Source organism: Streptococcus mitis SK1080 (genome assembly GCF_000220085.1).
GTDB lineage: Bacteria > Bacillota > Bacilli > Lactobacillales > Streptococcaceae > Streptococcus > Streptococcus mitis_K.
Genome location: NZ_AFQV01000003.1, coordinates 1 through 17,785, shown reverse-complemented (window position 1 = coordinate 17,785; position 17,785 = coordinate 1). Strand labels below are relative to the sequence as shown.

The 17,785-nt window shown below is 39.5% G+C and carries 22 protein-coding genes and 1 pseudogene; 2 read left to right on the top strand and 21 right to left on the bottom strand.

Annotated elements, in window-relative coordinates:
* Nucleotides 1-149: 149 nt before the first annotated feature.
* The 21 genes from HMPREF9957_RS03020 to HMPREF9957_RS02925 all read right to left on the bottom strand — a co-directional run bounded on the left by HMPREF9957_RS03020 (nucleotide 150) and on the right by HMPREF9957_RS02925 (nucleotide 16,706).
* Nucleotides 150-332, bottom strand: a complete 183-nt coding sequence (locus tag HMPREF9957_RS03020) for a hypothetical protein (RefSeq protein ID WP_000522922.1) — start codon at nucleotides 330-332, stop codon at nucleotides 150-152.
* Between the two features lies 1 nt (nucleotide 333).
* Nucleotides 334-1,113: a hypothetical protein gene (locus HMPREF9957_RS03015; protein WP_000840415.1), complete on the bottom strand. Its 780-nt coding sequence runs from the start codon at nucleotides 1,111-1,113 to the stop codon at nucleotides 334-336.
* A gap of 261 nt (nucleotides 1,114-1,374) precedes the next feature.
* Nucleotides 1,375-2,484: an SPFH domain-containing protein gene (locus HMPREF9957_RS03010; RefSeq protein WP_000522912.1), complete on the bottom strand. Its 1,110-nt coding sequence runs from the start codon at nucleotides 2,482-2,484 to the stop codon at nucleotides 1,375-1,377.
* A 12-nt stretch (nucleotides 2,485-2,496) separates the two neighbouring features.
* Complete coding sequence (locus HMPREF9957_RS03005) at nucleotides 2,497-3,054, bottom strand: C1 domain-containing protein (RefSeq protein ID WP_000386258.1); 558 nt, start codon at nucleotides 3,052-3,054, stop codon at nucleotides 2,497-2,499.
* Nucleotides 3,055-3,074: 20 nt separating this feature from the next.
* A complete protein-coding gene (locus HMPREF9957_RS03000; RefSeq protein ID WP_001059608.1) occupies nucleotides 3,075-3,578 on the bottom strand; it encodes a hypothetical protein in 504 nt (167 codons plus the stop codon).
* A 168-nt stretch (nucleotides 3,579-3,746) separates the two neighbouring features.
* Nucleotides 3,747-4,097 (bottom strand): 30S ribosome-binding factor RbfA, encoded by a 351-nt coding sequence (rbfA, locus tag HMPREF9957_RS02995; protein WP_001273601.1) that lies wholly within the window; start codon nucleotides 4,095-4,097, stop codon nucleotides 3,747-3,749.
* A 250-nt stretch (nucleotides 4,098-4,347) separates the two neighbouring features.
* Nucleotides 4,348-7,233, bottom strand: a complete 2,886-nt coding sequence (gene infB, locus HMPREF9957_RS02990; RefSeq protein WP_000039227.1) for a translation initiation factor IF-2 — start codon at nucleotides 7,231-7,233, stop codon at nucleotides 4,348-4,350.
* A 16-nt stretch (nucleotides 7,234-7,249) separates the two neighbouring features.
* Complete coding sequence (locus HMPREF9957_RS02985) at nucleotides 7,250-7,549, bottom strand: YlxQ-related RNA-binding protein (protein ID WP_001041390.1); 300 nt, start codon at nucleotides 7,547-7,549, stop codon at nucleotides 7,250-7,252.
* Nucleotides 7,542-7,835, bottom strand: a complete 294-nt coding sequence (gene rnpM / locus HMPREF9957_RS02980) for an RNase P modulator RnpM (protein WP_000857552.1) — start codon at nucleotides 7,833-7,835, stop codon at nucleotides 7,542-7,544. The genes HMPREF9957_RS02985 and rnpM overlap by 8 nt, the downstream gene beginning before the upstream one ends.
* A gap of 21 nt (nucleotides 7,836-7,856) precedes the next feature.
* Nucleotides 7,857-8,993 carry a transcription termination factor NusA gene (gene nusA, locus HMPREF9957_RS02975; RefSeq protein WP_000032272.1) on the bottom strand — a complete coding sequence of 379 codons (1,137 nt, stop codon included), beginning with the start codon at nucleotides 8,991-8,993 and terminating at the stop codon, nucleotides 7,857-7,859.
* Between the two features lie 43 nt (nucleotides 8,994-9,036).
* Nucleotides 9,037-9,516: a ribosome maturation factor RimP gene (gene rimP / locus HMPREF9957_RS02970; protein ID WP_025170680.1), complete on the bottom strand. Its 480-nt coding sequence runs from the start codon at nucleotides 9,514-9,516 to the stop codon at nucleotides 9,037-9,039.
* 126 nt (nucleotides 9,517-9,642) lie between these two features.
* A complete protein-coding gene (gene trmB / locus HMPREF9957_RS02965) occupies nucleotides 9,643-10,278 on the bottom strand; it encodes a tRNA (guanosine(46)-N7)-methyltransferase TrmB (protein ID WP_001266099.1) in 636 nt (211 codons plus the stop codon).
* Complete coding sequence (ccrZ, locus tag HMPREF9957_RS02960) at nucleotides 10,275-11,069, bottom strand: cell cycle regulator CcrZ (protein ID WP_000363005.1); 795 nt, start codon at nucleotides 11,067-11,069, stop codon at nucleotides 10,275-10,277. Before ccrZ ends, trmB begins: the two co-directional genes overlap by 4 nt.
* A gap of 160 nt (nucleotides 11,070-11,229) precedes the next feature.
* On the bottom strand, nucleotides 11,230-11,841 hold the full coding sequence (locus HMPREF9957_RS02955; RefSeq protein ID WP_000394051.1) for a CPBP family intramembrane glutamic endopeptidase: 612 nt from the start codon (nucleotides 11,839-11,841) through the stop codon (nucleotides 11,230-11,232).
* A 29-nt stretch (nucleotides 11,842-11,870) separates the two neighbouring features.
* On the bottom strand, nucleotides 11,871-12,119 hold the full coding sequence (gene blpZ, locus HMPREF9957_RS0102000; protein WP_000276505.1) for an immunity protein BlpZ: 249 nt from the start codon (nucleotides 12,117-12,119) through the stop codon (nucleotides 11,871-11,873).
* Nucleotides 12,120-12,160: 41 nt separating this feature from the next.
* Nucleotides 12,161-12,850, bottom strand: a complete 690-nt coding sequence (locus HMPREF9957_RS02950; RefSeq protein WP_000820344.1) for a CPBP family intramembrane glutamic endopeptidase — start codon at nucleotides 12,848-12,850, stop codon at nucleotides 12,161-12,163.
* A 64-nt stretch (nucleotides 12,851-12,914) separates the two neighbouring features.
* A complete protein-coding gene (locus tag HMPREF9957_RS02945; protein WP_000877389.1) occupies nucleotides 12,915-13,298 on the bottom strand; it encodes a hypothetical protein in 384 nt (127 codons plus the stop codon).
* Between the two features lie 82 nt (nucleotides 13,299-13,380).
* A complete protein-coding gene (locus HMPREF9957_RS02940; protein WP_000846945.1) occupies nucleotides 13,381-13,785 on the bottom strand; it encodes a hypothetical protein in 405 nt (134 codons plus the stop codon).
* 372 nt (nucleotides 13,786-14,157) lie between these two features.
* The gene (locus tag HMPREF9957_RS0101995) at nucleotides 14,158-14,514 is read right to left on the bottom strand and encodes a hypothetical protein (protein ID WP_001036311.1); all 357 of its coding nucleotides are present in this window, start codon (nucleotides 14,512-14,514) and stop codon (nucleotides 14,158-14,160) included.
* Nucleotides 14,515-14,605: 91 nt separating this feature from the next.
* Complete coding sequence (locus HMPREF9957_RS02930) at nucleotides 14,606-15,955, bottom strand: sensor histidine kinase (protein WP_025170679.1); 1,350 nt, start codon at nucleotides 15,953-15,955, stop codon at nucleotides 14,606-14,608.
* 13 nt (nucleotides 15,956-15,968) lie between these two features.
* Nucleotides 15,969-16,706 (bottom strand): response regulator transcription factor, encoded by a 738-nt coding sequence (locus tag HMPREF9957_RS02925; protein WP_001219150.1) that lies wholly within the window; start codon nucleotides 16,704-16,706, stop codon nucleotides 15,969-15,971.
* Nucleotides 16,707-17,001: 295 nt separating this feature from the next.
* Between HMPREF9957_RS02925 and HMPREF9957_RS0101990 the strand changes: the two genes are divergently transcribed.
* Complete coding sequence (locus HMPREF9957_RS0101990; RefSeq protein WP_000132578.1) at nucleotides 17,002-17,331, top strand: hypothetical protein; 330 nt, start codon at nucleotides 17,002-17,004, stop codon at nucleotides 17,329-17,331.
* 80 nt (nucleotides 17,332-17,411) lie between these two features.
* Nucleotides 17,412-17,785, top strand: a pseudogene (locus HMPREF9957_RS02920) (IS3 family transposase); the annotation flags it as partial.

Here is a 17,785-nt window from a genome sequence, read left to right as displayed (position 1 = left end):
CTAAATAAGTTTAAAGAGCCAATCCAATATTTTAAATAATAGCTTGTAAAACAGCAATTGGACTGCAAAAGAGATGATCATCCAAAAGAATTTCAAAATCCCAATAATCGGTTTAATAAAAATAATGGCAAGAATTGTCCAGAAAAATTTCATTCTCTCTCCTCTGGCTTAATGAGCCACCGAGCCGTATCCATTAACTTGTCAGCAATAAAAAGTTTTCCCAGACCAACAACGGCGTGGTCATCTTTCTTTATCGTTTTCATTACTTTTACACCTTGCATGGTCAAAAAGTAATTCCCATAAGTTTTAGCTAGAATTTTTATGAGTCCCATATTACTCTCCTTCGAGGATTTCAGCCTCTTTTCGGATTGTTTCAACATCTTCTTGATATTGAACTTCACTATAGTTGACTAGCTTGGATAATTCTTTCTGCAAGCTTTCCCCCATTGGTTTCATAGTTGCAAAGGTTAAACCACCTGAAATGATACCACCCAAGATAGGAATGAATTTCCCCATTCCTTTGGGCAACCCTCCCTTGGTCAGATTCACACCAAATATTTTTAAGACTTTTTTCAAAATAGGATACCAAAGCGTCTTTGTTAAAGCTTTATTAGGTACTGTTTTCATTACCTGTTTGGCAATTGTTATACCACCTGCACGTAACAAGGCAGCGGTTCCATTCACCCCCAACATGACGCCTAGATAAAGCAAGAGGGTATTTTGAGCATCTTCACTCAACTCCTCGCGTGAAGCCCAAAGATCCTCATAACCATAAATATAACCTAATTCTTGAGCCAATTTCAGGGAGAAACCATAAAATTGAGCCACATCAGCTGGAATGGTAATTGCCATAGCAATCCCTCCAGGTAATCCTGCCAAAACAGAGGTTCCACTCGCCAATAAAACATTATCCCTAATGCAGGCATTAGCCACTCTATCTAAGGTTTCTTGAGATAAGAGAGACGTTGGGCCTTGTTCTAATAAGGTAGGAATGTCCTGTGGATCCAATTCTTTGGAAAACTTATCCACTAAAAATTTCGAACGATCAACCTTAACAACTGGTAGTTTTACCACTTGTTGTAATACTTGCATAGCTAACTCTTGTTCAGCCATATACAAACTCCTTTTACTTCTGTAAGTTATATTCTATGATAGCATACTCTTTTAAAGTATGTTTCAAATTCCCCTCAAAAATTTTCAAAAAATCCTTAGCAACTTATTTGTTAAAGATTTTTAATAGTCTTTGTAGAGACAGCTAAAATATTCAACTCCTACCTTTACAACATGATATTCTATCTGTGAACGATAGTCTATTATTGTTTCACCTAAAATGTTCCTTGAATACACACTAACTATGAACTTTCGAGCTTTATCTTATAAATCCATAATTTCTTTTTTCTTTCGATCAAATTCTTCCTGAGATAATATACCTGCATCTAAAAGAGATTTTAGTTTTGTAAGTGCTTCGATTTGCTCATCTAATGATAGACTTGGTTTCATGGCTTTTTCATCTAAACTTTGAGCCATATTCATTCCAAATATCATTCCAGCACTATCACCTAGACCATGTTGCTCCACTCCTGATGCAATTTTTTGTTGTGCTGCAATATTAGAAGATTTCTGCGATACATCATCATAAGCTTTTAAATTCATCTTATTTGATGAAAATTGTTTAACCAATTCCTTAGATTCTGGTGAGAACTCAATATTAGCAATGGCAACTTTTACAATCTCAAATCCAAAACGTTCTTTCCAAGTCCCTGCATACTGTCCATCATTTGATACCTGTTCCGCAAGAACTGCAGCTTGTGAGGGTAATTGTGAAATACGATAAGTTGTTGACAAAGAATTAAGTGCAACAATAAAAGATTGAAGAAATTCTGTCACTATTTGTGATCTAGCTTGAGCGCTATCAAAGGTATAATAAGTCACATTGGCAGGAAGAAAGTTTCTGATAAATTGCTTAGCATCTGTAATTTGGATAGAAAATGTTCCAAAAGCACGTACTTCTAAATCTGTCCCATAAAACAAATCATTATACATGACTGGACCACGAGTCCCAAATTTAATATCACGAATTTCTCTCAAATTAACAAAACAAATCTGTTTTTGCTGATCACTTTGACCACCGAATCCAACACGATTAACAACATTGTCAAACAGTGACTTTTTCAATCCATCACCGTTAAAAACACTGCTCTCACCATTTTTGTATTCATATCCACCTGGTTCTGTAATAATTTCCTCGATACCAGACTGACTAAAGATAAAGGCAGCAGTATTTTCTGGAATAAAAATCTTGGATCCGTTAGAAATAACACCTACAGATCCCTTCGTATTGACACCCCTACCATTATTACTTTCTTGAACAATACCTGGACTTACAGCTGTATGTTCATCAAAAGCTTGAACTGTGATAATTTCTTTCCACTGATCTGCAAATGTCCCACCAATAGAATCTGTGATGGCTTTTATCAACCCCATTTAATTGCCCCCTTATAAACTCTGCTCCATATCACAATAGGCACATCTTACTGTTTGCTTCACTTGACCTGACAAAGGTGCTCCACAAAAGCTACACTTGGTTGAAATCTTTTCTGGCTCTGCATCCTTAATCCCAAGCCCTGCTTTAAAAGTGTCAAATGTATCCTTAAATGTTTCTGCCAAAACATCTGCTCCAAACAAGCTACTATCCCCCAAGGTTTCAAAATTACTTGTATCCCCTGAAATCAATTTAATAATGTTTCTAGCCCACTTGTCAGTATCCTTAGTATTATTAAATGCAAAGATAGCTTGTCCGCCATTATAATAAATTTCCAACCGTTTCACACCATTGGTTTTGGTTACTGAAACTTGAGGTTTCCCTTCAAAAATTTTAATCTGGTTAATGGGTATGGTAACTTGATCTTTTTTTCCTCCCCACAAACCTTTTTTGATATATATTAAGTGTAGATTCGTTAAAATTAATTCATCTGTAGACAAACCATTTTTCCCAAAACTCACATGGTCACTATTCATAACCATATATTCATGTGGCAATAATTGATAATCCATATTGAACTCCACTCTTCCTATTAAAGACTAGCTTTCCACTGCTCCACTTGTTCATGTAGATTATCACGATAATCTTTTAGAGTCTTAATCACTTCTTCTTTCCCTTGAATCGGTGCTTTCTTTAGTGGACCATATTGTTTTTTCAAATCTTCCATTTCTTTTTTAGTGCTATCTTTCAGTTCTTGGATAGCAGCACTATCTTCTAAAACAGTCCCTTTAAAGGCTTCATCTGCTTCTGTATAATAATTATCGATTATTTTCTCATTCATAATCAAGTAATCTTCATAGGTTTTTATAGACTCAATTGTCGTATCGCTAACATCTTGTGGGTTAAAATCGCTTGAACTGAGTTTTTCTTTTGCTTTAGCAAACAACCCTTTCTTCTCAGAACTACTAGATGAAGCTTCTGTTTGATTCTCATTAGAAGAGCTGCTTGTTTTTTCAGAAAGAGAACTACAAGCAACTAGAGTAGAGACGGAAAGACATAGCAAAGCTAAACGACAAACTTTTTTTATATTATTCATTAATAGAATCTCCTTTTATTTATGAAATCATCATATCATATTTGCTAAAAAAAAAAGCATTTTCTATTTAGCTAACCTTTAAAAATACAGAATTCTAGTTAAAAGAATATTTTTCCATTTCAAATTCCACCTATTTTCCCCACCAAAAAAGAGGGTTACCCCTCTTCTTTAGTTCTTATCCAGATTGCGTAGCATCTCGTCAATCTTGTTTCCATACTCGATGGACTCGTCTTTGACGAAAGTCAAATCTGGGATTTTGTACAATTTCAAATTGCGACCAAGTTCACGTTTGATAGTACCAGTTGCTTTTTCAAGCCCGATTTGAGCTTTCTGGTTATCTGAAGCAAGGTTACTCAAAATGGTGTAGTAAACCTTGGCAACAGACAAGTCACCTAGCATCTGAACATCTGTGATGGTCACGCCTTGGACACGCGGATCACGGACTTTCTTTTGCAAAATCTCATTGACTTCACGCTTGATTTCCATGCCCACACGATCCGTACGGAAATGATTTGCCATGATATTCCTTTCTCTACTTTGAACCAAAAGCTAGGCCAGAAGACCTAGCTATTTTTAAACTTCTTGATTTTCATTTCAAATTGAAACAAAGTTCAATTTGAAATCATCTGCTTCTTTCGCCGTGGTGAAAGTGATGGAACTGATTTATCAGTCCCATCACAGGGGATTTTTGAGACTCTAGGCTCAAAAATAAGCAATGAAACCATCGGTTTGCTTGCGTCCCTCACCACCTAAGAAAGGAGCAAAAATCTTATCTTTTAATTTCTTCCATGACGTACGCCTCAATCACATCATCCATCTTGATATCATTATAGCCATCAATCATCAATCCACCTTCACGACCGTTTGTAACTTCTTTCACGTCATCTTTGTAGTGTTTCAAGCTTGCGAGTTCGCCGTCATAGATAACGACACCATCACGGATAACACGGACTTTAGAGTCACGGGTAACCTTACCGTTGATAACCATGAATCCACCGATAGTTCCCACTTTAGACACCTTGAAGGTTTCACGGATAACTGCTTCACCGATAACTTTTTCTTCAAATTCTGGATCAAGCATCCCCTTCATGGCTTCTTCCATCTCTTCGATTACTTTATAGATAATGCTGTGGAGACGGATTTCCACATCGTCAGCTTCTGCTTGTTGACGTGCTTGTGGTGTAGGGCGTACGTTGAAACCAACGATAAAGGCATTTGAAGCTTCGGCAAGGGTCACGTCAGATTCATTGATAGCACCGACCGCTGAGTGAACGATGGTAACTTTAACACCTTCCACATCGATCTTCTGAAGTGAGGCAGAAAGGGCTTCGACAGAACCTTGTACGTCGGCCTTGATGATAACGTTAACTGACTTGAGTTCACCAGCTTTAAGGGTATCAAAGAGGTTTTCAAGGCTGACACGTTGGGTAGCTTGACGTTGTTTCATGAGGGCACGTTTGGCACGCTCTTCACCTGCTGCACGCGCAGATTTTTCATCTTCGTAAACGGCGAAGTGGTCTCCTGCCATTGGCGCTTCGTTCAAACCTGTGATAGAGACTGGTGTTGATGGTCCAGCAACCTTAACACGACGTCCAAGGTCATTAGTCATAGCACGGACACGACCGAAGGTATTTCCGACAACGATTGGGTCTTGGACATTCAAGGTACCTTGTTGAACAAGAAGGGTTGCGACTGCACCTTTTCCTTTATCCAAGCGTGCTTCGATAACTGTACCGATCGCACGAACTGTTGGGTCTGCTTTAAGTTCTTGGATTTCAGCCACAAGAAGGACTGTTTCCAACAATTCTTCGATGTTTTGGTTGAATTTAGCTGAGATTTCAACAAATTCAGAATCTCCACCCCAAGCAGTTGACATGACACCATGCTCTGCCAATTCACCGATAACACGTTCTGGGTTGGCACCTGGTTTATCAATCTTGTTAATGGCTACGATGATTGGAACGTTGGCCGCTTTTGAGTGGTTGATGGCTTCGATAGTCTGAGGCATAACCCCGTCATCTGCCGCTACGACCAAGATCGTAATATCGGTAACAGAAGCACCACGCGCACGCATAGATGTAAAGGCCGCGTGTCCTGGTGTATCAAGGAAGGTAATCTTCTTGCCATTTTCCACGATTTGGTAGGCACCGATATGCTGAGTGATACCACCTGCTTCACCTGTCGCAACACGAGAGTTACGAAGGGTATCTAGGAGTGTTGTTTTACCGTGGTCAACGTGTCCCATGATAGTTACAACTGGTGGACGCTCAACCAATTCATCTTCATTGAGATAACCATCTTCGACAAAGAAACGTTCGATGTCAGCATTATCCACTTCAACTTTTTGTTTGGCTTCGATACCATAATCCACCATGAGGAGTTCAATTGTTTCCCCATCCAAGGATTGGTTTTGTGTGGCCATGACACCCATCATAAAGAGTTTCTTAACGATTTCAGCTGGTTCACGTTTGATACGTTTTGCGATTTCCGCAACGGTCATACCATCTGTATATTCAAATTCTGTTGGCAATTCATGGAATTTACGCTCTGTAACAGGTTTTGGAGTCTGATTACGGTTGTTCTTGTTATTGCCTTTTTTGTTCTTCTTGTTGTTATTCCAGTTACTATTCTTTTGATTTCTCACTTGATTTTGACTACTTCGATTCTTTTGTTGTTTTCTAGGACCATCTTCTTCATGATCATAATCGTCACGATTTTTGTCTGGTCGAGCTTGTTTTTTACGACGTGTATCCACTGCAGCTTCTTTTTTCTCAGGGACGACTTCAACCACTGCTTGAACTTGCTGTGCTTGTTGCGCTTGTTCAGCTAACTTAGCCGCTTCTTCAAAGATTTCCTCTGGTTCCTTGCGTTTGTTAGCTTGAGCCAAGGCTTCTTTAGCAGCCTGATACTGCTTGAAGCGTTCCTCACTTGAACGTGCGTACTCTGCATTTTGCTCTGCTTTTAGGGCTGCTGCACGGGCTTTAAAGTCAACACGTGGAGCCGCTTGATTTGGACGTTTGTCCCCTTGTTGACGGCGCTCATTTCCACGATTTTGCTGACCTTGCTGTTTCTTAGCTTGGTCATTAAAGCGACGATTATCGCGGTTGCCTTGACCTTGTTTCCCACCATTACGACCGTCGTTTTTCTGACGGTTTCCGTTTTGTTGTTGGTCACGGTTATTGCCCTTATTTTGCTTGCGTCGCTCTGCCTGCTCTTTAGCACGTGCTTCACGCTCAGCCTTGAAATTACGACTTTGCGGTTTAGCCGCTACTTTTTCTGTTTTCGGAGCGACTGGCTCAGCTGGTTTTGCCTCTTCCTTGGCTACAGCTGGTTTTACTGGTTCAGACTTTTCGGCTTTCTTTTCTGCACTTGCTTTTGGGGCTGCAGGTTTTGCCTCTTCCTTAGCTACAGCTGGTTTAGCTGGCTCAGATTTTTCGGCTTTCTTTTCTGCACTTGATTTTTGTTCTGCAGGTTTTGCTTCTGCTTTCGGAGCAACTGCAGGCTTAAAGCTGGCAGCGATTTTTGCAGCGACAGCTTCTTCCACACTTGATGAGTGGCTTTTCACATCCAAGCCCAACTCTTTTGCACGCGCTACAACTTCTTTACTTTCTTTTCCAAGTTCTTTTGCGATTTCGTACAATCTTTTCTTAGACAAATCATGTCCTCCTCTTCTATTCCATAAGAGACCTCATTTTCTTTGTAAATCCAGCATCTGTCACAGCCAAAACCTTTCTCGATTTTCCGACTGCTATGCTTAATTCCAGTGTTGAAAACACGGTTACAATTTCTACTTGATAATAATGACTTTTATCTTGAATCTTCTTGGTCAGATTGGGTCCAGCATCATGGGCTAGAAAAACCAACTTAGCCTTGCCATCTTGAATGGCCTTGACCACCAATTCTTCACCCGATATGATACGGCCTGCTCGCTGAGCGAGTCCCAAGAGATTGCTTATCTTTTGCTTATTCAAGTCCTAACTCTCTTCTTTTCACTTTGTGATCCACATAAGCGATCAACTCGTCATAAAAGCTTTCATCCACTTCCATGCTAAAGCTACGGTTAAAGACCTTCTTCTTTTTCGCCTCTAGGGCTTCTGCATTGTCTAGTTTGATATAAGCGCCGCGGCCATTGGCCTTGCCTGTCGGATCAATAAAGACTTGCCCTTCCTTGTTCTTGACAATGCGGAGCAAATCCCGCTTATCAATCACTTCATCGGACACAACAGACTTGCGCAAAGGGATTTTTCTTGTTTTCATCTTTCCCTCCTCTAGCAGCTTTTATTCTTCTACAGTATCGTTTTCTGCTTCCAACTCTACTGAAGCAGCGTCTTCCATGGCTTCAAATTCGCTAGCAGACTTGATATCGATACGGTAACCAGTCAAGTGAGCTGCCAAGCGAACGTTTTGCCCACGACGACCGATAGCAAGAGAAAGCTTGTTATCAGGAACAACCACCAAAGCACGTTTGCTGTCATTTTCGTCAAAGATAACTTGGTCAACCTCAGCAGGAGCAATGGCATTGTAGATAAATTCAGCTGGATCTGCTACCCACTCAATAACGTCGATGTTTTCTTCGATTGGTACCATGCGGTCATTTTTAGCATCGTAACGAGCTGGGTGGAATTTGCTAGTAATCTTCTTGATATTTGCTCCACCGCGTCCAACGATTGTACCGATAGCATCCACGTTTGGATTGTGGCTACGAACAGCAACCTTGGTACGGTCACCAGCTTCACGGGCCACGCTCATGATTTCAACTGTTCCGTCATAAACTTCTGGAATCTCTTGCTCCATCAAGCGTTTGATCATTTCTGGATGGCTACGGCTAACAAAGACATTCACACCGCGAGGGTTGTCTTCAACCTTGTAGACATACACTTCGATACGATCATGAGAAGCAAAAACTTCTCCAGGAATTTGGTCTTGTTTTGACAATTGGGCTTCAATGCTGCCAAGGTTGACATAGATGAAACGGTTGTCAAAGCGTTCTACAGTACCAGACATGATTTCTTGTTCATGTTCTTTATAAGTATTGTAGGTAATGGCACGTGTTTGCTTGCGCATTTTTTCCATGATGGTTTGTTTGGCAGATTGGGCTGCTACACGACCAAACTCAGCAGGTGCTTCTTCAAACTTGATTTTGTCCCCAAGTTCATAGGCTGAATTGATGGCAAGAGCATCTTTCAAGCTGATTTCCAAACGGCTATCAAATACTTCATCAACAACTTCACGGACAGTATAAACTGTAAAGTCACCTGTTTTTTCGTTGAAGTCGATGGCTACGCTATCAGATTGACCATAGCGTCTGCGATAAGCGGAACGAAGCGACTCTACTACTGCGTCGATGATATCTTCTTTTTTGATTCCCTTGTCTTCTTCCAAAATGCGGAAGGCCTCTAGCATTTCTTTACTCATGTTTTCTTCACTTTTGAATCCTCAAAAGCTATCCTTTCTTTTTCTATAATTTAACTGCTAAACGTGCTTTTGATACTAAACTGTATGGAATTTGGACAGTTTTCTTACGCGTCTTGTCCATATATTCCATGGTCAACTCGTCCTCTTCAAAGGCCAACAGAGTTCCTTCAAAGACCTTTTGCTTATCGATGGCTTGGTAGAGCCCGACATGGATGTATTTCCCAACCGCTCCAGCAACGGCATCCTTGGTTTTCAAAGGACGTTCCAAGCCTGGACTGGTGATTTCTAGGAAATATTGTTCTGGGAAGGGATCTGGCTTGATGGTGTCTAGGACAGGACTGATCATTTCTGTCAAGTCTGCCGTGTCGTTCAAGGTAATTCCTTCAGGTTTATCTACAAAAATACTGAGAATCATGTCACTGCCAATCTTTCCATACTCGATATCCACGAGTTCGAAAGGTGATTGAATGACAGGTTCTACAACTTCTCTGACTAATTCTACGATTGTTGCGATTGCGTCCACCTCCTCATAAGCAAGAGGCGAAGATATTTCCCCGCCTCTCTTTCTCATATTCTTACTTACAGTATAGCACTTTTTACTACTTATGTAAAGCAAAAGCACTTATACAGCCTGATTTCAGGCTATTTCTTAAAATTCTGCCTCAACTCGGTAGATAACTTGACCCTTATTGGAGAATTTTTGCTCGTATTCTGTCATGACATTGCCTTCAAAATCACTGGCATGTAAATCAAGCCAGACACCATTGAGTTTCATGCCATACTGAGAAAAGCTCACTAAACTGTACTCAAACAAGCCACGGTTATCCGTCTTGAAATGAATTTCTCCATTTTCAGGCAAGATACGCTTGAAGGTATCCAAGAAGGTCTTGTAGGTCAAACGACGCTTTTCATGGCGTTTTTTCGGCCAAGGATCTGAAAAGTTCAGATACAAGCGATCAATCTCACCGTCTTCAAAGTAGTCAGTCAAGTCAGAACCATCTACCCACAAGAGCTTGATATTAGGCACTACAACTTCAAGCACCTTGTCCAAAGCGTAGCTCAAAACAGACTTTTGAATATCAATCCCGATATAGTTGATGTCAGGATTTTGCTTGGCCATACCTGAAACAAAGGCACCCTTTCCACTTCCAACTTCCACATGAATAGGATTGTCATTGCCAAACAAGTCCCGCCATTTTCCCTTGGCTTCTAAGGGATTGAGGACCACATACTGGGGATTTGCCTCTAGTAATTCTGTCGCCCCTTTACGATTTCTAACTCTCATCTTCTCTTTCCATACTTGTCTCGGAAGTGACGCAAGCCATGAATCTCCCGATTGACATTTTCTAAATCTTGGTTCATATAATACTTGGAAATCTGGCTCAAATAAGACAATTGACCGTACCAATACAATTTATTTAATACCGTTTGATTGTACTTGTAACCGTAGTAGGTCAACCATTCCTTCCACTGATGTTCTGGAATATAATGGCAGAGCATATGGGCCACATCAAACATGCGATCGGTCAAACGAACCGAATCCCAATCCACCAAATAAATCAAGCCACTGTCTGTCTCAATCCAATTACTATGTCGTACATCTCCATGGACAATGGTCGCATAGTCCTCTCTAAATCCTGGAATAGTTTGACGTAAATCAGCCATCACTTCACTGATAAAATGATTTTTACGCAAAGCATCTGGAGCCGTTTCCTGCCAAGACTGTAGTAAATCTACAGGTGTTTCCATAGCATATCCCAAACGACTCAACTGTGTCATCAACGGACGTGAGCGATGAAGACGGGTTAAAATATTGACGATTTGCTTACGATTCATATCATAGGGGGTCAATATCTTGCCTGTCAACCATTCTTGAGCACACATATCACGCCCATCTGCCAAACGGCGACTCCATAATAATTGTGGAGCAATTTGTTCTCTAGCTAGACCAGGTAGGATTGGAGAGGTGTTCATTTTTACAAAGATACGCTTCCCATCAGGATAGCTACCCATATAAGCCTTGCCACTTTTCCCAGGTATGGGAGTCAGTGTTAGCTCATTATCACCCAAATCCATTTCTTTCCTCCGTATAAAGTTTCCTTACTATTCTACTAGTTTTTGGCCTATTCGTCAACCGCTCCACACCCGATTCTCAAAGAAAAGCCTCTGGATTGGCTGGGGTATCATTATAGAAAGAAAAGGTAAGCACCGTCTTCTGCTTACCTTTTCATAATTTTTATAAATAATATAAGAGTGGCAAACTGTTGTAAAACATGTGGACTAGAGTAGAAACCCATAGGTTTTGGCTCTTTTTATAAGCAAAGCCCAGCAACAAGCCCCCAAGTAGATAAAAAATAAACGAAGGGACATTGGAAGGTCCATGCATGAAAGAAAAGAGAGAGGAAGTTAGTACAAGCCCTAACCAAGAATTGTCAAAAACCGCACCTTGAAGAAGTCCTCTGAAAATGAGTTCCTCCTGGATGGGTCCAAAAACTGAGGAAGTCAAAATCAAAGACAGAGAAATTCCTCTGCTGACTTCCGCCAAGTGTTGAACTCCCGCGCCAGAAGAAACAGCGAAGAAATGAATATAAACCAGCGTCTCAAGCACACTTAGAAGAAAGATTGCAATGAAAAGTAAAAGTTCTTTCTTGCTTAACATCCCAAAAGAAATCATTTCAAACTTTCTAGCATAAGCAACACTCAGCGAGGTTACTAGAAGACTTACAATAATCAATTCAGATTCATTTTGAAAAAAATCCCCATGGTTAATCGTATAAGGAACTGTAATGACGATTAGTAGTACTAAAAATCCAAAACACAAGGCATGAAATTTATCAAAAAACTCCATAAAGCTATCCTCCTCACCAAACAGACTTCCTACACGTCATTCTTTAGATCTAGTCTTTCCAAAACAAACCATTTGAGTAACCAAAATCCGACCACATAGCCAGCCCCTAAGAATATAGCCATTAAAGCTAGCATGGAATTTAGGGAATTAAAGACCACCGCAGATACAAAGGTTAGCACAAAAACATTAAAGGCAATGGTGTCAGAAGCCAAGACCAGAATATAGGGCGTCAACCGGTCTAAGGTTTTTGAATCTAGGAAAAATAAGTGTTTATACATGATAACCTCCTCTATGGCTAAAAAGCAAGGCTTTGGTTTTTTTACCCCAAGACCCTATGTAGAAAAGTGAGCAAAAATGGTAAGTTTGCGATGATATTATTAACAATATGAATCGAATAAGAAGGATAGATACTCTTCGTATAACGTGTTAGACAGGCAAACAGACAGCCCACTGCCGTATAGACAAAAATATCTGCGAGACTTGGCAAGCTAGAAAAGTGGGGCAAGGCAAATAAGAATGACGGAAAGAGAAGATCCTGCCCCCATCTCGAATCCTTAAAGAAGGCATGTTGAAGCAGGCCCCTACATACCAATTCTTCCATCAGAGGTCCTAGTACGATTAAGGTTAGGTAAACACCAAACTCCGCAAAATTTGTCTCACTATAGGCAATAAACAAATTCCACCCTTCATTAGTTCCCTGGACGTGTTTAGCTGTCAGATAGTTAAAGCAGATAAGTACAACAGCGGCTAACACCGTCAGAACAGAATAGCTCAACCACTTTTTCCTAGGGATACGAAAGAGATAAGCATGGCCCGACCTGACCAAAATCCAAACCATCAAGCAGATAAAGAGAAGACTGATGATGTTTCGAATCCAGATAATATTTCCTACCCAAGACGAGAACTCCCAATAATTGCTCCAAAATTGGGTTGTCCAAGACAGTCCGAAAAACAGAAACAAATAAGAAAGAATTGCACTCGTTTTGAAAAGAATAGCGTGTCTTTTCATATAAATCCTCCCTACTATCTACAAGACAGGATAGCTCACCTTGTCATGCTCTATTACTGCAAGATTAAGAAGACAGCTTGTTCTTTTTAAGGCTAACCTGACTACTAGATAATAGATACATTAAGGCATTAAAGACAATGAAAATATGTCCATAGAATAAAATCAACCTCGCATCCAAACCAAGATAAAGTTTGACCATCAAAAAGATGAGCAAAAAAATTTGAAACCATAAGGTTTTTCCAAAAATAAATTTAAAGCGATTTCGAATATCTACTTCCTTTATTTTTACCGCTACCCCTTTATTAGCAAGAAGGAAAACGCCTGCTTCAAATAATCCACTGTAGAGAACAATCCACCCAATCGATACATTAGAGATTTGTAAAAATGTCCCTAAAAGAATATTCAACATACTACTCAAGAAAATAACAAGAAATAATCTATATTTCATATTAAATACCTCCATTCACTTATTTCACGGACAGTTTAATAGAGCCTTCTAATAAAAGATTCTGTCAGAAGAGGAAGGCAAGCTACTTTTTATAATACTTCAAGCCCCAAATGAGTAGAAGCATAATAATCAAGCAGAGAATAGCGCCAATATAGGCAATTAGTTGTTGGTAAGATTCTCCTGCTGTGACACCTCTATACAAACAAATAATAGACATAAAACCTGTCAAGCCGATGAACATGAGTTGATTGGTTCTAGGACTAACCAAATCATCATCTTCAAACTCTCTTATCCTCATTTCCCTAGTGAGGTAAACAGTAACCAAAATAGAGGCCAAGTTAATAACCACTAAAAGAAATTGGAGAACTACGGAAAAATTTAAAAACTGACGAGATAGAAATAGATAAGTAGAGACAAGTAAAGGCAACTGACCTAAGAACAATCTCGCAAGGAAGATGTTCCGTTTTTTAGCAAGAAAAGTTTTCATTTCTTTGCTCCTTTCTTTTTAGTTAAAGCAAAATAGATCACAACCGCAATCATATAGGCTATGGTATAAAATAGATGATACCAAATACTCTCCCTAAGCGGATAAAGAAGGATAGACATGATCAGATACAGAACGAAAATGATTAGTATTTTTTTCTTCATAAGATTTCCTCCTAAATGTATGCTTTATCTTAGTTTAGCTACAACCTTTACACTGCTAGTATAGCACTCATTTTATCCTTGGAACACTCAAATCATAAATGGTCATCAAAACATCTTGAATTGTAAAAAATTTAAAAAGCAAGCATGAAAAACATACTTGCCCTGGGGGAACTTGACAATGTGAAAATACAAAATAGAAAACTACTCACCCTCACTTCCGTATGTTCTCATATATTCTCATAATCGCAACAAGGATAGCAGCTGTCCCACTTGCCAAAGCGATAAGGGTAATGATAATGTTGAGGATTTCAGGCGTACTCCCTATTCTATTGATAAGACGGAGTAGGGATATAACTGTCAACTGAATCAGGAGTATTGATTCTACTCTTACCAATGAAGTCAGTTGGTTTTCAACTGCATATAAAAAGACTGGTAACATAACACAGGCTATAGCAATCACAAACAGGTTACTCCCTGTTTCTTCTCCCTTGTTCACCACGGAAATCATGAGAAGATTCGAAGCTATGATCAACGTAGAACAGATGATAAAAAAGGATTTCTTATTCATTTAATATACCTCATATACTATAGTACAAGTCAAACTGACTAAAAACAGACTTCAACTGCTAGCTTCTGCCAATTCTTTTTTCACAAATTTTCTAATGACCAACCGGCAGCAAGTGAACCGTTAAAACTTGACGAAAGACTTGATTTTTGCAGGTGGTATTGAGACTGGTATTGGGATGACTTTCCACAATTTTCATGACGGTATAGAGACCAACTCCTCTCTCCTCCCCTTTAGAACTGGCTCCAAAGGAGAAGATTTCAGAAATATCTATGCTCTCTTCTTTGATGGAGTTTTCAATGATAAAGGTCTCCTGTGCTCCATTTTTTAAAAAGGCGATTGAAACATGAGGTTGACAGGCTTCTACACTAGCTTCAATAGCATTGTCACAAAGGATAGACACAATGGTTAGAAAGTCAAGCAAGCTCATCCCCTCTACCTGAATCTCCTCAGGAACTTCGACATTAAATACAATCTTCTTATCTCTGGCTTTTAGAAATTTACCTGCTAGGAGACTTTTGAGGGCACGGTCACGAATATTTACCAATCGTCCAAGGTCATATTTATTGTCCTGCAATTTTTCACTAGAATCCTTTAAGACCGAGTCGTAGACCTCTTTTATCTGCTCCATATCCTCCTCTTCAATGCCCAGACGTAAGCTAGTCAAGAGGTTAGTGTAGTCATGTCGAAAACTTCGTACTTCCTTGTAAAGTTCCTCTATATGCCGACTATATCGCTCCATATCTCTGTAGCGCAAGGCCTGCTCTTGGTCCAATCTCTCATGGAGTTTGTCCTTCAAATAGGTATCCAGTTTCTTGATAATCCCCATAAAAAAGAGCAAGTAAAACACTAGAATCAGATGGCGAACAGTCGTTGATTGAATACCTTGTTCATATTCAAAGAAAGACAGACTTTGCATCACTAGATAGTAAGCCCCCATTATCCAGTTAATCGTAGTCAGGGACTTTTGAAAACCTTTATCGAGAGTCTCCCTTCTCAAACTAGTAAAATCATAGTCTAACCATTTCAAAAAGGCTAGAGAAATAAAGCAAATGAAAATTTTTATACATAACCAAATAAAAGAGCGGTCATCATACACATGCCCTTGCCCCAAAAATGGAATCACAAAATAGGAGACTACCCTGAAAAAAAGATTCACCAACATCATTGGGAAGAGACCATAAAAGAAGAGTAGTTTTTTAGGAAGCCCTCTTAACAATAAGAAAGATAAACCAATGCCGTACAAGGGTTCCATAAAATAAGTTAGGTAAGTATTTCCTACTATATAGCTAATCGTTACAAAAACAACTGCTAAAAGTAGCTTAAAAAGAAAGGACTTAAAAACTCTCTCCAGAGTTAGAACAATTCCATCCACCTTAAAAAATATAAACAATTCCAATCCAGATATCAAAAACACATATACTATCTTCCAAACTAATTCCATTCCAGCACCTCACTCAATGTAAGTTATTGATGGCCTCAGACACTTCTCTGACCTTATAACGCGCAATCATACAGCTTCCTCCATTGGGAAAGAAAAGGAGTTTCTCTTTCTTATCCAAACGAACTACATTGGCAGGATTAATGAGAAAAGAGCGATGGCACTGCAAGAGACGGGGCTCCTGCTTGAAAACCTCCTCTAAACTCGCTGTAAATTCCAACCTGTCTGTCTTGGTATAGAGAATAACACGATGGGCTCTGGGCGACGTTTCGAGATAGTAGACCTCTTTAAAAGGATACTGGAATTGAGCAAATTTTGATTTAAAGTAAAAGCAATCTTCCGCCAGACTTTTACTATCCTGACTATTGGCATAGAGGAGGGCTGTCTCGATCCGAGATTCAAACTCCTCTGCCGAAAGGGCCTTATCAATGTAGTCCAAAGCTGACACCTGGTAGCGAAAGGACAGGGGCATAAACTCCGAGTGAGTCGTCACAAAGACGATGAGAGCATAAGGATCCCTATCCCGAATCTTTCTAGCCACTTCCAGACCCTTCATCTCCTCATTTCGAATCTCAATATCCAAAAAGAATAGATGATGGGCCCCCTTCTCATGCACTTCAGCCAGCAGTTGCTCTGGTTTGCCAAAAACTTCAAAAGAGCTGGGAGTGATGTGATGTTCTTTCAAGAGTTTCTCAATGGTCGTTTCAATCCTAGTCTGTTGGGAAAAATCATCTTCTAAAACAAATATTCTCATCTTCTTACTCTCCTTGTTTCGATTTCTTCCTAAAAAGAGAATAGCAAAAATACTATGATACAAGCCAACCAAATCCTAAACAGGCCTTTAATGCTCCTGAAGGGTAGCTTGTTCCTCAAATAAGCATGATAATCTTACCACTATTTTATCATAAAATCTTAACAGTACCATTCAGGAAATTTCAAGGACAATTAAAGATTTTATGGTTGAAAAGGAGATAAAAGTGATAGACTGACAGTATCAAAACACAGTTGCTAGAAACAAGACTAGCACCCAGATTAGAGGAGGAATTCTCATGACAGATACAGACCCCATCAAAAGAGCTCAGGCTTTGATTACTGACTTAAACAAAGCCTATCAAGCATGCAAACAGGCAACCGCTGACGACGTACGCTTTCAAGAACAACTAAACTCTATTCTTGGTTTTCTAGCCAAGGCTGAGACAGTGGATAATCGAGTCTTGATTGAACTGGAAAAATTTTACCAGACTTCCAGTCTTCTCATGGGACTCAGCGCCCTCAATCCAGATGCTCCTACTCGCGCCGCTTGGCGGGCCTATGACCGTTTCCACTTTGACCAAGTCAAGACCAAGTTGAGTCTCTACGGACCAACCATTCTCTTGTAGAAAATAAAAGAAGCTGAGCTAAATTTGTACTGCACCCCAAAAGTTAGACAAAAAAATCTAACTTTTGGGGTGTTTTTATTATGAAATTGACTTATAAAGATAAAGTTCAGATCTATGAACTTAGAAAACAAGGACAAAGCTTCAAAGAGCTTTCAAATATATTTGGAATAAACATTTCTAATCTTCAGTACATGATTAGATTGATTGATCGTTATGGAATAGAAATTGTCAAAAAAGGAAAGAATTGTTACTATTCACCTGAACTAAAACAAGAGATCATTGATAAAGTTCTTCTCGAAGGTCGTTCTCAAATAAGGGTGTCTCTAGATTATGCTCTTCCAAGTGTTGGAATGTTGCCTAATTGGCTGGCACAATATAAGAAAAACGGGTATACTATTGTTGAGAAAACAAGAGGGAGACCATCTAAAATGGGACGTAAGCCAAAGAAGAAACC

Coding starts and splice junctions, on each gene's coding strand:
- HMPREF9957_RS03005 (WP_000386258.1), bottom strand. CDS start 3,054: ATGGATTATCAATTATTGCCACATGAATATATGGTTATGAATAGTGAC.
- rbfA (WP_001273601.1), bottom strand. CDS start 4,097: ATGGCAAATCATTTCCGTACGGATCGTGTGGGCATGGAAATCAAGCGT.
- HMPREF9957_RS02925 (WP_001219150.1), bottom strand. CDS start 16,706: ATGAGAATATTTGTTTTAGAAGATGATTTTTCCCAACAGACTAGGATT.
- HMPREF9957_RS02945 (WP_000877389.1), bottom strand. CDS start 13,298: ATGAAATATAGATTATTTCTTGTTATTTTCTTGAGTAGTATGTTGAAT.
- HMPREF9957_RS02950 (WP_000820344.1), bottom strand. CDS start 12,850: ATGAAAAGACACGCTATTCTTTTCAAAACGAGTGCAATTCTTTCTTAT.
- HMPREF9957_RS03010 (WP_000522912.1), bottom strand. CDS start 2,484: ATGGGGTTGATAAAAGCCATCACAGATTCTATTGGTGGGACATTTGCA.
- ccrZ (WP_000363005.1), bottom strand. CDS start 11,069: ATGGATTTGGGTGATAATGAGCTAACACTGACTCCCATACCTGGGAAA.
- HMPREF9957_RS03020 (WP_000522922.1), bottom strand. CDS start 332: ATGGGACTCATAAAAATTCTAGCTAAAACTTATGGGAATTACTTTTTG.
- HMPREF9957_RS02940 (WP_000846945.1), bottom strand. CDS start 13,785: ATGAAAACTTTTCTTGCTAAAAAACGGAACATCTTCCTTGCGAGATTG.
- HMPREF9957_RS02955 (WP_000394051.1), bottom strand. CDS start 11,841: ATGGAGTTTTTTGATAAATTTCATGCCTTGTGTTTTGGATTTTTAGTA.
- blpZ (WP_000276505.1), bottom strand. CDS start 12,119: ATGTATAAACACTTATTTTTCCTAGATTCAAAAACCTTAGACCGGTTG.
- HMPREF9957_RS03000 (WP_001059608.1), bottom strand. CDS start 3,578: ATGAATAATATAAAAAAAGTTTGTCGTTTAGCTTTGCTATGTCTTTCC.
- HMPREF9957_RS02930 (WP_025170679.1), bottom strand. CDS start 15,955: ATGGAATTAGTTTGGAAGATAGTATATGTGTTTTTGATATCTGGATTG.
- HMPREF9957_RS0101995 (WP_001036311.1), bottom strand. CDS start 14,514: ATGAATAAGAAATCCTTTTTTATCATCTGTTCTACGTTGATCATAGCT.
- trmB (WP_001266099.1), bottom strand. CDS start 10,278: ATGAGAGTTAGAAATCGTAAAGGGGCGACAGAATTACTAGAGGCAAAT.
- rnpM (WP_000857552.1), bottom strand. CDS start 7,835: ATGAAAACAAGAAAAATCCCTTTGCGCAAGTCTGTTGTGTCCGATGAA.
- HMPREF9957_RS03015 (WP_000840415.1), bottom strand. CDS start 1,113: ATGGCTGAACAAGAGTTAGCTATGCAAGTATTACAACAAGTGGTAAAA.
- HMPREF9957_RS0101990 (WP_000132578.1), top strand. CDS start 17,002: ATGACAGATACAGACCCCATCAAAAGAGCTCAGGCTTTGATTACTGAC.
- nusA (WP_000032272.1), bottom strand. CDS start 8,993: ATGAGTAAAGAAATGCTAGAGGCCTTCCGCATTTTGGAAGAAGACAAG.